At 67.3% G+C, this 13,519-nt stretch carries 9 protein-coding genes and 1 pseudogene; 3 read left to right on the top strand and 7 right to left on the bottom strand.

Annotated elements, in window-relative coordinates; genetic code table 11:
- Positions 1–9 precede the first annotated feature (9 nt).
- From PDM28_RS09230 to arcA, 4 genes are read right to left on the bottom strand one after another with little or no spacing between them, the layout of a single operon-like run.
- Positions 10–1,428 carry an efflux transporter outer membrane subunit gene (locus tag PDM28_RS09230; RefSeq protein ID WP_311184556.1) on the bottom strand — a complete coding sequence of 473 codons (1,419 nt, stop codon included), beginning with the start codon at positions 1,426–1,428 and terminating at the stop codon, positions 10–12.
- Positions 1,421–4,576 carry a multidrug efflux RND transporter permease subunit gene (locus PDM28_RS09225; protein WP_311184555.1) on the bottom strand — a complete coding sequence of 1,052 codons (3,156 nt, stop codon included), beginning with the start codon at positions 4,574–4,576 and terminating at the stop codon, positions 1,421–1,423. The genes PDM28_RS09230 and PDM28_RS09225 overlap by 8 nt, the downstream gene beginning before the upstream one ends.
- The gene (locus PDM28_RS09220) at positions 4,573–5,733 is read right to left on the bottom strand and encodes an efflux RND transporter periplasmic adaptor subunit (protein ID WP_311184554.1); all 1,161 of its coding nucleotides are present in this window, start codon (positions 5,731–5,733) and stop codon (positions 4,573–4,575) included. Before PDM28_RS09220 ends, PDM28_RS09225 begins: the two co-directional genes overlap by 4 nt.
- Positions 5,734–5,755: 22 nt before the next feature.
- On the bottom strand, positions 5,756–7,006 hold the full coding sequence (gene arcA / locus PDM28_RS09215) for an arginine deiminase (RefSeq protein WP_311184553.1): 1,251 nt from the start codon (positions 7,004–7,006) through the stop codon (positions 5,756–5,758).
- Between the two features lie 311 nt (positions 7,007–7,317).
- Between arcA and PDM28_RS09210 the strand changes: the two genes are divergently transcribed.
- The 3 genes from PDM28_RS09210 (at position 7,318) to PDM28_RS09200 (ending at position 8,921) form a co-directional block, all read left to right on the top strand.
- Positions 7,318–7,779, top strand: a complete 462-nt coding sequence (locus PDM28_RS09210) for an outer membrane lipoprotein (RefSeq protein ID WP_311184552.1) — start codon at positions 7,318–7,320, stop codon at positions 7,777–7,779.
- Between the two features lie 78 nt (positions 7,780–7,857).
- Positions 7,858–8,358: a DUF6491 family protein gene (locus PDM28_RS09205; protein ID WP_311184551.1), complete on the top strand. Its 501-nt coding sequence runs from the start codon at positions 7,858–7,860 to the stop codon at positions 8,356–8,358.
- Positions 8,358–8,921: a TIGR00645 family protein gene (locus PDM28_RS09200; RefSeq protein ID WP_102946810.1), complete on the top strand. Its 564-nt coding sequence runs from the start codon at positions 8,358–8,360 to the stop codon at positions 8,919–8,921. The genes PDM28_RS09205 and PDM28_RS09200 overlap by 1 nt, the downstream gene beginning before the upstream one ends.
- A 1-nt stretch (position 8,922) precedes the next feature.
- Here the strand turns inward: PDM28_RS09200 and PDM28_RS09195 are convergent.
- From PDM28_RS09195 to PDM28_RS09185, 3 genes and pseudogenes are all read right to left on the bottom strand, one after another.
- A pseudogene (locus PDM28_RS09195) lies at positions 8,923–10,607 on the bottom strand (alpha/beta hydrolase).
- Entirely contained in the window at positions 10,607–12,019 is a 1,413-nt protein-coding gene (locus tag PDM28_RS09190) for a basic amino acid/polyamine antiporter (RefSeq protein WP_102946812.1), read from the bottom strand. Before PDM28_RS09190 ends, PDM28_RS09195 begins: the two are co-directional and overlap by 1 nt.
- A gap of 6 nt (positions 12,020–12,025) precedes the next feature.
- On the bottom strand, positions 12,026–13,450 hold the full coding sequence (locus tag PDM28_RS09185; protein WP_311184550.1) for a basic amino acid/polyamine antiporter: 1,425 nt from the start codon (positions 13,448–13,450) through the stop codon (positions 12,026–12,028).
- Positions 13,451–13,519 lie beyond the last annotated feature (69 nt).

The following is a 13,519-nucleotide window of genomic DNA, read 5'->3' as shown; positions in this document are numbered from 1 at the left end:
ACTGCACGATCAGTCGACGGGTCGCTCCCGCAGGTCCTGGCCGCCACCGAGTGCGGCGTACAGATTGACCGCGTCCTGCAGGGCGGCGGCGCGCAGCTGCAGCAGGTTCTGTTCGGCGGCGAAGTGGTTGCGCTCGGCGTCGAGGACTTCCAGGTAAGGCGTGAGGCCCACGTCGTAGCGATCGTGCGCGGTCACCACCAGCGCCTGCTGCACTTCCACGGCACGCACCTGCGCGGCGATCTGCAGGTCGTTCTGTTCGGCCGCGACCAGTCCACTGGCGACCTCACGGAAAGCGTTCTGCACGGTGGACTGGTAGGCCACTTCGCGTTCGTCGCGCCCGGCGTTGGCCGCATCCACGCGCGCGCGGCGGGCGCCCCAGTCGAGCAGCGGGAGCACTGCGCCCGCGCCGAATGACCAGACCCGGTTGCTGTCCGAAACTAGGCCGGACAGTTCGGTGGACGCATACCCACCCGCGCCGGTCAGGGCGATGATCGGGAAGTACAGCGCCCGTGCCACGCCGATGTTGGCGTTGGCCGCGCGCAGCTGGTGCTCGGCCAGTCGGACGTCCGGGCGCGCTTCCAGCAACGCCGAGGGCAGACCCGGGTCGAGCCGGGTCAACTGCGCGTCGGGGTCGAGCGGCAGCCCGGCCGGCAGGGTCGCCGGCAATGGAGTGCCGACCAGGAACTGCAGCAGCTGCAGCGCCTGGCCCTGGGTACGACGCAGCTGCGCCAGCTGCAGCTCGGTCTGGGTAACCAGCGCATAGGACTGGTTGAAGTCGATCGACGAGGTCAGCCCGGCATCCATGCGCAGCTGCGCCAGTTCCAGGGTTTCGTTGCGGCTGGTCAGCGACCGCTCGGCCAGCACGATGCCCTCCTGGCTGGCCCGCACCGCGTAGTAGCTCGCGGCCACGTTCGCCACCAGCGAGAGCTCGGCGGTGTTTCGCGCTTCCACCGTGGCCAGGTACTGCCGCCGCGCGACCTCGCTGAGGTTGGCCACGCGGCCCCAGAAGTCGAGTTCGTACGAGGGAATGCCCACCTGCACGCCGTAACTTTCCAGCGTGACCCGTGGCGCGTTGTCGGCCGGGCTCAACGGCCCGCGCTGGCGCTGGCCCGATGCGCTGGCATCCAGCCCGGGCAGGCGCTGGCTGCGCTGGATCCGGAACTGGGCGCGCGCCTGTTCGATGCGGGCGGCCGCACCGGCCAGGTCGCGGTTGTAGGCCAACGATTGGCCGATCAGGTCGCGCAATACCGGATCGTGGAAATAGGTCTGCCACGGAATCGACGGCGCGGCGCGACCGTCGGCAGCCGTAGGCGGGAACGTGGCGGGAACCGGTGCATCGGGGCGCTCATAAGTGGGCGCCAGGTTGCACGCGCACAGCTGGCACGCCAGCAGCGCCACCCCTGCCCGCCCGAGCATGCGCTTATGCATGGTCACCCTCGCGCTTCACCGGGTCGGCGGTCGCCGGGTCCACCTGCTTAGCCCGCGCACGCCGGCGCAACACGTAATAGAACAACGGGGTAAAGAAGATGCCGAACACCGTGGCGCTGAGCATGCTGCCGAGCACGCCGGTACCCACCGCCTGGCGGCTGGCCGCACCGGCCCCGGTGGCGATCACCAGCGGCACCATGCCGACGACGAAGGTCAGGCTGGTCATCAGGATCGGACGCAGGCGCTGCTGCGCAGCCTGCAGGATCGCATCGCGTACCGGCACGCCGCGCGCTTCTTCGTCCAGGCCGAACTGCACGATCAGGATCGCGTTCTTCGCGGCCAGGCCGATGATGGTCACCAGGCCCACCGTGAAGTACACATCGGCAGACATGCCGCGTGCCGCAGTGAACACCACGGCGCCCAGGATGCCCAGCGGCACCACCAGCAGCACGATCACCGGGGTCACCCAGCTCTCATACAGCGCGGCCAGCAGCAGGAAGGCCACGATGAAGGCCAGGCCCAGCAGCATGCCGACCTGGCCCGAGGCCTCGCGTTCTTCGCGTGCGGTGCCGGTCCATTCGTGGCGCATGCCGGGTGGCAGCACGTCGTCTGCGATGCGCTCCATCTCCACCAGCGCCGCGCCGCTGGACACGCCGGGCGCGCCCTGCCCCGAGACCGTGGCCGAGAGGAAGCCGTTGTAACGCTCCACCTGCTGCTCGCCCACCGTCCAGCGGGTGGTGGCGAAGGCGGAGAACGGGACCGATTGCCCGTTGTTGCCGATCACGCGCAGATCGGAGACATCCTCGGCGCGCATCCGCTGCTCCGCATCGCCCTGGATGAACACCCGCAGCACGTTGCCCTGACGCACAAAATCATTCACGTAAGCCGAGCCGAACATGATGCCCAGCGCCTGGTTTACCTGGGAGAGTTGCACGCCCAGCGCTCGTGCCTGGGTGCGGTCGATGTCGACAAACAGCTGGGGCGCGCGCGGCATGCCTTCCGGGCGCACGCCGGTGAGCCGGTCGCTGGCGGCAGCACGGGCGGTGATGCCCATGGCCGCAGCGCTCAGGCCTTGCCCGCCCACACCGCTGCGGTCCTCGATCTTCATGCTGAAGCCGGAGGCATTGCCCAGCGACTGGATGGCCGGCGGATTGAGCGCGAACACCTGCGCCTGCGGAATGCGGGTGAACGCCGCACTCATGCGCGCGGCCAGCGACATCGCACTATGGTCGCTGCCACTGCGTTCGGCCCACGGGTGCAGGTCGACGAACGACATGCCCACCGCCTGGCCCTGGCCGAAGAAGCTGAAACCGATCACCGTGGCCACGTTGCGCACTTCCGGCTGCTGGCGCAGGATCGCCTCGGCCTGTTCCGCGGCAGCGCGGGTGCGCTCCATGGTCGCGCCGGGCGCCGCGTTGTAGGCCACGAAGATGTAACCCTGGTCCTCGGTGGGCAGGAAGCCGCCTGGCAATCGCGCATACAACAGCCCGGTGAGCAGGGTCACCACCGCGAACACGCCGATCCACAGCCACGGCCGTACCAGCATGCTGCCCACCCAGCCGGCATAGCGACGGCTGCTGCGGTCCAGCCCGGTGTTGATCGCAGTGAACAGCCGCCGCGCGGGGCCGCCCTTGCCCTCCTGCTCCCTGGCCGGACGCAGCATCGCGCCGCAGATCGCCGGCGCCAGGGTCAGCGACAGGATGGTCGAAACCACCAGCGAGACGCTGAGCGTGACCGCGAACTGGCGGTAGATGCCGCCCGCCGAGCCGGGAAAAAATCCCATCGGAATGAACACCGCCAGCAGCACCAGCGTGGTGGCGATGATCGCGCCGGAGAGCTGGCCCATCGCCTTGGCGGTCGCCTCGCGTGGCGGCAGGTCCTCCTCGCGCATGATCCGCTCGACGCTTTCCACGATCACGATGGCGTCGTCGTTGAGGATGCCGATCGCCACCACCATCGCAAACAGCGACAGCAGGTTGATCGAGACCCCGAAGGCCAGCAGGCCCAGGCAGGCGCCGAGCAGCGACACCGGCACCACGATGGTCGGCAGGAACACCGCACGCCAGCTCTGCAGGAACAGCAGCACCACGATGGAGACCAGCACCAGCGACTGCAGCATGGTCATCGCCACGCCGTTGACCGACTCGACGATGAAGGGCGTGGTGTCGAACGGGGTGCTCCACTGCATGCCGTCCGGGAAGCTGGATTCCAGCTCCTGCATGCGCTGGCGCACCGCCGTGGCGGTGGACAGTGCATTGGCGCCAGTGGCGAGCGACACCGCCAGGCCGGCGTTTTCCTGCCCGTTCAAGCGCAGGTTGAAGGCGTAGTTGTCGTTGCCCAGTTCCACCCGCGCCACGTCACCAAGCCGCACCGTGGCCGCGCCGGGCGTGGCGCGGATGATGACCTGGCGGAACTGTTCCGGGGTGCTGAAACGCCCCCGCATCACGATCTGCGCAGTGGTCTCGGTCGAAGGGGTGGTCGGCTGCAGGCCCAGGCCGCCGCCGGCGGTCTGCGCATTCTGCTCGCGCACGGCCGCCATCACCTCACCGGGTGAGATGCCATAGCTGACCAGCTTCTCGCGGTCCAGCCAGATCCGCATCGCGTAACTGGAGCCGAACAGGGTCACATCGCCCACGCCATGCACGCGGCGCAGCTCGTCGGCGACGTTGCTGTTGGCGTAGTCGCCCAGCTCCAGCGCCGAATAGCGGCCCTTGTCCGACTGCAGCGAGACCAGCATCAGGAAGCCGTTGCTGGCCTGGGTCACGCGCACGCCCATCTGCCGCACTTCGTCGGGCAGGCGCGGCTCGACCCGGGCCAGGCGGTCCTGCACCTGCGAACGGGCGATGTCCAGGTCGGTGCCGCTGCGGAACGTGACCCGGATCTGCGCGGTTCCATTGGCGCGGCTGGTCGAGGTCATGAACAGGAAATCGTCCACGCCGCTCAGCTCGTTCTCGATCACCGAGGTCACGGTGCGATCAATGGTCTGCGCGTCGGCGCCGACGAAGGTGGCCGAAATGCTCAGGCTGGGCGGTGCCACGTCCGGGTACTGTTCCACCGGCAAGGTGCTGAGCGCGATGCCGCCGAACAGGATCGCGAACAGCGCGATGACCCACGCCAGGACCGGGCGGTAGACGAAATAACCGCTCATGGAGCCTTGGCCTTCGCCTTGGGAATCGGCTCGGACTGGATGGATACCGGCTGCCCCGGCTGGATCTTGTGCCAGCCGTCCACGATCACCCGGTCACCGGGGGTCAGGCCACTCTGCACCACCCAGCGGCCATCGGCCTGCCCGGCGAGCGTCACCGCACGGCGTACCGCCACGTTCTCATCGTTGACCAGCATCACGCTGGCCTCGTCTTCGCCGACCTGGATCGCGCGCTCCGGCAGGCTGGTGCCGTTGCGGATGCTGCCCATCTGCAGGATGCCGCGCACGAACTGCCCCGGCAGCAGCCGGCCTTCCGGATTGGGGAAGCGTGCACGCAGGGTGCGGCTGCCGGTGGCGGGGTCGATCGCGGTTTCGCTGAAATCCACCACGCCCTGGGTCGGCAGGCGTTCGCCACCGTCGAGCAGGATGGTGACCTTGACCTGCTTGTTGTCGCCCACGTCGATACGGCCGTCGGCCACGCCGCGCTGCAGTTCGTTCATCGAAATGTTGGACGGATTGAAGATCACGAACGCCGGGTCGACCTGGTCGATCCGGGTCATCAGCGTGGCCGCCGCCGCACTGACCAGCGCGCCTTCACTGACCTGGGCGCGCCCGGTGCGGCCCTTGATCGGCGCGCGCACGGTGGCATGGTCCAGCTGCAACTGGGCGCGGTCCACCGCGGCCTGTGCTTCCATCAGCGCTGCATCGGCCTGGCGGAACGAGGCCTGCGCCGATTCGTACTCCTGCACGCTCACCGCCTTGCGCTGTACCAGCGTGGACAGGCGTGCGCGCAACGAGGAGGTCTGCGCCTTGGCCGCGCGGGCCGAGGCCAGTGAGGCGCGGGCCTGCTGCACCCGTGCCTGCAGGTCGCGCGGGTCGATCTGGAACAGTGGGGCGTTGGCCTCGACCTCGGTGCCGTCCACGTACAGCTGGCGCTCGACGATGCCATCGGCGCGCGCCCGCACCTCGGCCGAGCGGCTGGCTTCCACCCGCCCCGGCAGTTCCACCATGTTGGGCACGCTCTGTGCCTTCACCACTTCCACCGCGACCAGGGTCGGGGGCCGTTCACCGCCCGGCCCACCGCCCCGCCCGCACGCCGCCATTCCCAGCGCAACCGCCGCCAGTACCGATGCACGCGCCATCCACCCTGGGAATCGCATCCTTCCGGCCTCCGTTTAAAGACTAGAACGTCACCGCGTCCCGGATCAGCGGACACGTCATGCAGTGACCACCGCCACGCCCACGCCCCAGTTCCGCGCCGACGATGCTGATCACTTCAATGCCCTGCTTGCGCAGGTCGGTGTTGGTCTGGGTGCTGCGGTCGTAGGCCACCACCACGCCCGGCGCCATCGCCACCAGGTTGTTGCCGCTGTCCCACTGCGAGCGTTCGGCCGCATAGCGGTCGCCGCCGGATTCGACGATGCGCAGCTTCTTGAAGCCCAGCGCCTCGGCGACCACGTCGTTGAAGTGCTTGGTTTCGAACACGATCTCGAAACCCGGGTCCTTGTCGCTGGGATACAGCGAGACCGTGCGGATCTGATCGACGATGCCCGGGAACACGGTCACCACGTCGCGGTCGGCGAAGGTGAACACCGTATCCAGGTGCATGGCCGAACGCAGCTTCGGCATCACCGCCACGATCACCCGCGTGGCCGCACCGTTCTTGAACAGCGACTGCGCCAGCTGGGTGATCGCGGTGCGCGAGGAGCGCTCGCTCATGCCCACCAGCACGATGCCATTGCCCGGAATCAGTACGTCGCCGCCTTCCAGCGTGGCGTTGCCATAGTCCACGGTCGGGTCGCCGAACCAGATCGGGAAGTCGGCCTTGGTGAAATCGGGATGGAACTTGTAGATCGCCGTGGTGAGGATGGTCTCCTCATGCCGCGCGGGCCAGTACAGCGGATTCAGGGTCACCCCCTGGTAGATCCAGCAGGTGGTGTCGCGGGTGTACAGGGTATTGGGCAGCGGCGGCAGCAGGTAGCCGACCAGGTCGGGCACCTCGCGCACCTTCTGCAGGGTCGGGCCGGCGAAGTCGTCCGGCAGGTCGAGCACGCTCAGGCCGCCGATCAGGGTTTCGGCCAGCTGCCGCGCCGGCATGCCCTGCAGGTAGGCGCGCACCTCGGCCATGAACTCCACGCCTACTTCGTTGGCGTTGATCTGGTGGTCCAGGATCCAGTTGCGCGCCTCGTCGATCTCCAGCGTCTCGGTGAGCAGGTCATGCATCTCCACGACGTCCACGCCACGGGCGCGCATCTTGGACATGAAATCGAAGTGGTCGCGTTTTGCGTTGTCGACCCAGATCACATCGTCGAACAGCAGGTCGTCCTTGTTGCGCGGGGTCAGGCGGCTGTGCGCCATGCCCGGGGAACAGACCATCACCTTCCTGAGGACGCCAACTTCGGAATGAACGCCATACACCGGTGCAGTGGACATGTGCGGACCTCTCTCGATCACGGAACGTGGGGAAGACGTGGCCCCGCGTGCCGTCGCGGTCGGCCGTTGGATGCAGTGAGCGTGCGTGAAGAAGTAGCCCTGAAAAGGTAATGCGCAGGTGAACGTCGGTTTTCGGACAGTGCTGCAAAACCGCTGTAAATCGAGGATCTGTTGCCGCGCTAGGCGTTTGCAGCGTCTTCACATCCGCATTACCCCGCAGGTAGTTAATCGCTGCTGCAAGGACCCGAATCACGCACAGGGACGGCGACATTCCTTCCGTGTTCCGCGCATTCACTCGATGGAGACACACAATGAAACTTCCTCATGCAGGCGTTGCCACGGCGCTGCTGGCGTCTGCCCTGTTCATGGCAGGCTGCGCCACCCACACCACGCCCAGCACCTTCAACCGGTCTGAAGTAGGCCGTGCCCAGGACGTACAGATGGGCACCATCCAGTCGATCCGTGGCGTGCAGATCCAGAACGACTCGCGCGGCGTGCCCACCCTGGTCGGCGCGGCCATTGGTGGCGTGGCCGGCAGCACCATCGGCGGCGGCAGCCGTGCCAACGCGGTCGGTGCGATCGCCGGCGCCGCAGCAGGTGGCGCCGCCGGCAATGCGCTGTCGCGCAATGCGCGCAATGGCGTTGAGATCACCGTACAGCTCGAGAATGGCCGCACGGTGGCCGTGGTCCAGGACGGCAGCGCCAACGATTACCGCGTCGGCGACCGCGTGCGCGTCTCCAGCGACGGCACCACCACCCGCGTCACCCGCTGACCCGGGGGAGCGAACCAGGGCTGGCCCGTCCCGACAGGGACGGGCGACCTGCTGCACCACTCACGTGAGGGAACCGACATGCGCCGCCTGCTGACCGCACTGCTTGCCGTGACCGTGACTACCCTGGTCGGATGTGCCACCTCGCCCACCCTGAGCACCCAGGACCGCTTCAATCTGTACGTGCAGCATGCCGGGCCGCCGGTAGCCTCGTTCCGCCTTGCGCGCTTCGTGCGCCAGACCCAGTGGACACCGCTGGGCGACCGCGCACTGGCGGTATGGACCAGCCAGAGCGTAGGCCACCTGCTGGAGCTGCGCGGCCGCTGCACGGGCTTGTCGATCGCGCATACGGTGGAGATCACCAACTCTTTCGGTACGGTCAACGCACGCTGGGACAGCGTGATTCCGCGCACCTCCAGCGTGGCCATGCCGCAGTCCTGCCGCATCATCCGGATCCGCCCACTGGACGGCACCGCAATCCGCGACGCACGACGTGAAATGCGCAACACCATCTACGGCACGCGTCCGGCGGACCTGGTGGAAGACACCGGGCCTGACATCACCGACCGGCCGGTCGATTGATGGAAAAGCTGCGCAGCCTGATCCGCCGCAATGTATCGCGCAGTCTGTTCGATGCGCGATGGCTGATGGCACCGTTCTATTTCGGGCTGGTGGTGGCGCTGCTGTTGCTGCTGTTCGTGTTCCTGCGCCAGCTTGCCAACTACGCGCTGCGCATCACCGACCTCGGCGCCGCAGATGCGGTGCTGATGGCGCTGTCGCTGATCGACCTGTCGCTGGTCGCCAACCTGCTGCTGATCGTCACCCTGGCCGGCTACGAAAACTTCGTGACCCGCATCGACTCGGGAGGCGAACGGCGTCCACAGTGGATGGGCATGGTCGACTTCGCGGCGATGAAGAACAAGCTCATGGGGTCGATCATCGCCATCTCGGCCATCGCCCTGCTGCGCATCTTCATGAAACTGGAAGAAGGCAGCCGGATCGATCCGGAAACACTGCGCTGGATGTCGGCCATCCACGGCATGCTGCTGCTCTCGGCCCTGGTGCTTGCGGTGACCGAGCGGTTGGCCCGCCATCGCATGCTGCCGCCGCAGGATCCGCCGCCGAACGTCCCGCCCCCGTCCTGACTCAGCCGCCGCTGGGGTTGCGCCGCCGCTCGATCTCCTGGCGTCGCAGCGGGTCCAGCAGGTCCTGCAGGCGGCGGGTGTCGCCGTCGCTCCAGTCGCCCCTCCCCAGCACCGCCTGCCAGCCGACCACATAGTGCGCCGGCGCGAACACATGGCCATACCCCATCGGGGTGCGGTCGGCCAGCAGCATGTCCAGCGCCAGCTGCAGCATGCTCACCAGCGGGTACCAGCGCACTTCCTTCGAGACGTCCGGCGCGCGCGGTTCGGCCATCCAGTCCGGCTGTCGCCACGCGTCGTACGGCGTGAAGAACGTGATCGGATCGCTGGCGTACTGCAGGTACACCACGCGCATCCGTCCCCACGGCGCATCGGCAGGCACCGGCGTGCCCTGCTGGTTCATGAAACGCACAGAGCGGCTGTCACGGAACACCGGCAGCCACTCGGGCGACCCCGGATTGCGCTGGTTGGTGGTCTGCCGCCAGGTCCGAGTGGCGAACGGCGGCCCGCTCCACAGCGCGCCATCGATCGGCGTATCGATCATGTCGAACAGGTTGACCGAGCGCTCCGAGTTCATCGCGCCGAGGCGAACAGACGCGGCCGGGTCTCCACGGGCAACGTACGCCAGTAGGCGTAAACCTCGGCGAACAGCAGGCGCGAGGTCTCTTCGCCATACTCCGGCTCGACCAGCAGCGAGAGCGGGCTGGACAGATAGGAGTACTGCACCGCCACGCTGGCCACATCGCCATGCAGCAGGTATTCCAGGCTGTCGGCCGCCGCCGGGTCGACCCAGCCGGTGCCGGTGGGCGTGATCACCACCAGGTTGGCGCGCTCGAAGCCGCCCTGGCGCTGCAGTTCGCGCAGTGCCAGCCGCGCACGTGCACGCGCAGTGCTGGCAGACGGAAGGCCCGCATAGACGCGGATCGGCTGCAGCGCCGGCTTGCCGGTGAAGGCCGCAATCTGTGCCGCGTCGGGACCGTTGCGTACGAAATCGCGACCGGTACGGCCCATCTGTTCCCACGCCACCAGCGAACCGGGCCCGCCGGTGCTGCCCGGTCGCGTCGGCGCCGTCGCTTCCGGCGGAATCAGCGCATCGGCCCTGCGGAACGACGCATCGGCCGCATGCAGCGCGCCACGCAGCAGCACGCCGTTGGCGATGTTGAAGAACAGCACGGCCGCCACCACGATGCCGAGCAGGCGCGCCACCGGCGCCGGCATCACCCGCCGCGACAGCGCGCCTACCCGTCGCGCCACCCACGCGAAGGCACGCCCCACCAGCAGCAGCACGCCGAACACCAGCAGCGCGATCGCCAGCAGGCGCAGCGAAAACTCTTCGTCCATCGGCGGCAGGCCCATCACCGCGCGTACCGAATCCTGCCAGGGGCGCACCCACCACGCAGTCAGCACGCAGGCCAACAGGCTCACCCACGGTAGCCAGCGCAGAAGCCGCTGCAGCCGGCCTTTGCCCAGCTCCGGCAGCATCAACCGGTGCCACAAACCTGCCAGCGCCACGCCCAGCAGGTAGCCCAGCGCAAAACACACGCCACTTAACAACCCCTGCGCCACATACCCGCGCGGCACCAGGCTGGGGGTCAGCGATGCAATGAAAAACAGCGCACCCAGCACCTGTCCAGTACGGCACAGTGGCCCCAGATACGGTGCACTCAGACGGTCGAACACGCGACGCATCAAAGCCTCAGCCATCCGCTGCCCATCCCGACCAACGCCATCACGGCCATCGTACACAGCACTACCAGCACCAGCAGTTCCAGCGGTCGGAACGCAATGCCGCGCTGGCGCTGCCACACCCAGAACAGGATCGAGCCCGGCACGTACAGCAGGCTGGACAGCAGCAGGTAACGGCTGCCGCCGGACAGCAGCATCGCCGCCGCATACGCCGTGGCGATGCCGGCGATCCAGCGCATCCGCGCATGCCCGCCCTCGCCGGCCAACGACAGCTTCAACTGGTAGGCGGCCACCAGCAGGTACGGCACCAGCGTCATCGCGCTGGTCATCTTCAGCGCCAGGGTGAAGGCGTAGTCGGCGAACCAGCTGACCAGCAGGAACGCCTGGATCACGCCATTGGTCAGCCACAGCGCCGCATCCGGGACGCCGGCCTTGTTCTCGCGCGCCAGTGCCCGCGGCATCGCGTCGTTCAACGCGGCCGAATGCAGCACCTCGGCCGCCAGCAGCGACCACGAGAGGTAGTTCCCCAGCACCGACACCAACAGCCCGATACTGATGAACAATGCGCCCCAGCGCCCGGCAATCGCCTCCATTACCCCGGCCATGGACGGCGTGGCCAGCGCGGCCAGGTCCGGGCGAAGCAGCACGCCATAGGAGAGGATGGTGACCATCACCAGCAGGCACAGCACACCGAGGAAGCCGGCAACGGTAGCGATGCCCACGTCCTCGCGGCGACGCGCATAGCGCGAGTACACGCTGGCGCCTTCGATGCCAACGAACACGAACACGGTCAGCAGCAGCGTGCCCCGGGTCTGCTGCCACAGGGTGGAGGCGGCCGGCGGCTCGAAGCCCCACAGGTTCAGCGCGAACACGTCGGCGCGGAAGCCAATGAAGAGGAACACCACGAACACCGCCAGCGGTACCAGTTTGGCTACTGTGGCGATGGTGTTGATCAGCGCCGCTTCCTTGATCCCGCGCAGGATCAGGAAATGGAAGCCCCACAGCAACAGCGAGGCCGACAGGATCGCGATGACCGTGGTGCCATCGCCCAGCGCCGGAAAGTACTGGCCCAGCGTGGCCTTGATCAGGATCAGGCAGGCCACGTCGGCCAGGCAGCAGCCGAGCCAGTAACCCACCGCCGACAACAGGCCGGCGTAATCGCCAAAGCCGGCCTTCGCGTAGGCGTAGATGCCGGTGTCCAGTTCGGGCTTCAGCCGCGACAGCGACTGGAACACGAACGCCAGCATCAGCATGCCGGTACCGGCGATCAGCCAGGCCAGCAGCGCGCCGTACACGCCGGTCGTGTTGCCGAACGCGCCGGGCAGCGCGAAGATGCCCGAGCCGATCATTGAGCCGACCACCAGCGCGGTCAGCTCCAGCAGCGACAGCCTGCGGTCGCCTGCAGTGGGCGCCATGGCCGGTCAGATCTGGATGTAGCCGGTCGCGATCCAGTAGACGCCGACCACGGCGGCAACCACGGCCACGCCCAGGATGATGAAGTCCGACGCCTTGGTGAAGATCTTTCCGCCCTGCTCGCGGCGCGCCCAGAAGTACAACAGGCTGCCCGGGGCATACAGCACCGCCGAAAGCACGATGAACTTGATCCCGCCCGCGTACAGCAGGAACACCGTGTAGAGGGTGGCGAGGATGGCCAGCACCATGTCGCGGCCGCGCTCGTTGGCTCGCTCGTTGTAGGTCTCGCCGCGCCTGGTGAGCTGCAGCCCGTAGGCCGCGACCAGCAGGAACGGGATCAGCGACATCGCACTGGTCAGGTTGAGCATCAGCGAGAATGCATCGCGCGACCAGTACGTACTGATCACGATCAGCTGGATGATGATGTTGGTCGCCCACAGCGCAGCCGAAGGTACGCCATTGGCATTCTCACGCGCGAAGATCGCCGGCATGTCCTTGGTCCGCGCCGCAGCCGACAGCACCTCGGCACAGATCAGCGACCAGGTCAGGTACGCACCCAGCACCGACACCAGCAGGCCGACGCTGACGAAGATCGCGCCCCAGCGCCCCACCACCGCCTCCAGCACCGCTGCCATCGACGGCTGGCGCATGCCGGCGATGTCGGCGCGCTCCATCACCGCGAACGGCAGCAGGGTCACCAGCACCATCAGCGTGGTCACCACCAGGAACCCGGTGATGGTCGCCGCACCCACGTCCTTGCGGTCCTTCGCGTAGCGCGAGTACACACTGGCGCCTTCGATGCCCAGGAACACGAACACGGTGACCAGCATGGTGGCGCGGACCTGCTCGAAGATGCTTCCGGAGAGGTCGCCGCCGTAGAAGTTGAAGCGGAACACGTCCATCTTCATCGCAAACGCAATGATCACCAGGAACACGATGATCGGAATGACCTTGGCGATGGTGACGATCTTGTTGATCGCCGCGGCCTGCTGCACGCCGCGCAGGATCATGAAGTGGAACAGCCAGATCCCGGCCGAGGCGACCAGGATTGCCACAACAGTGTTGCCGTCGCCGAAAACCGGGAAAAAGGCCCCCAACGTCGACTTGATCAGCACCCAGTAAGACACGTTGCCGATGCAGCTGCCGATCCAGTACCCGAATGCGGACAGGAAGCCCGGATAGTCTCCGAAGCCCTCCTTTGCATAGGCGAACACACCCGCGTCCAGGTCCGGTTTGCGCTCGGCCAACAGCTGGAACACCCGTGCCAGGGTGTACATGCCCAACCCGGCGATGGTCCACGCCACCACCGCGCCCAGTGGCCCGGTCGCCCCGGCGAACGTGCGTGGCAGCGAAAAGATTCCCGCCCCGATCATGCCGCCCACCACCATGGCGGTCAGCTGCATCCGGGTCATTTTCACGACATTGGAGGACATGGCCGGCACCCGCATCGGTTGTGAGGGTTCAGGATGGAGAGGATTTCGTAAATGAGGCGTGAGACGTGC

Origin of the sequence: Stenotrophomonas aracearum (assembly GCF_031834615.1) — a bacterium.
Classification (GTDB): domain Bacteria; phylum Pseudomonadota; class Gammaproteobacteria; order Xanthomonadales; family Xanthomonadaceae; genus Stenotrophomonas; species Stenotrophomonas aracearum.
This window is presented reverse-complemented; position numbering and strand designations above follow the sequence as displayed.

Excerpts from the sequence above, each read along its gene's own strand:
- PDM28_RS09185 (WP_311184550.1), bottom strand. The coding sequence starts at position 13,450 with ATGTCCTCCAATGTCGTGAAAATGACCCGGATGCAGCTGACCGCCATG.
- PDM28_RS09230 (WP_311184556.1), bottom strand. The coding sequence starts at position 1,428 with ATGCATAAGCGCATGCTCGGGCGGGCAGGGGTGGCGCTGCTGGCGTGC.
- PDM28_RS09205 (WP_311184551.1), top strand. The coding sequence starts at position 7,858 with ATGCGCCGCCTGCTGACCGCACTGCTTGCCGTGACCGTGACTACCCTG.
- PDM28_RS09200 (WP_102946810.1), top strand. The coding sequence starts at position 8,358 with ATGGAAAAGCTGCGCAGCCTGATCCGCCGCAATGTATCGCGCAGTCTG.
- PDM28_RS09220 (WP_311184554.1), bottom strand. The coding sequence starts at position 5,733 with ATGCGATTCCCAGGGTGGATGGCGCGTGCATCGGTACTGGCGGCGGTT.
- PDM28_RS09225 (WP_311184555.1), bottom strand. The coding sequence starts at position 4,576 with ATGAGCGGTTATTTCGTCTACCGCCCGGTCCTGGCGTGGGTCATCGCG.
- PDM28_RS09190 (WP_102946812.1), bottom strand. The coding sequence starts at position 12,019 with ATGGCGCCCACTGCAGGCGACCGCAGGCTGTCGCTGCTGGAGCTGACC.
- arcA (WP_311184553.1), bottom strand. The coding sequence starts at position 7,006 with ATGTCCACTGCACCGGTGTATGGCGTTCATTCCGAAGTTGGCGTCCTC.
- PDM28_RS09210 (WP_311184552.1), top strand. The coding sequence starts at position 7,318 with ATGAAACTTCCTCATGCAGGCGTTGCCACGGCGCTGCTGGCGTCTGCC.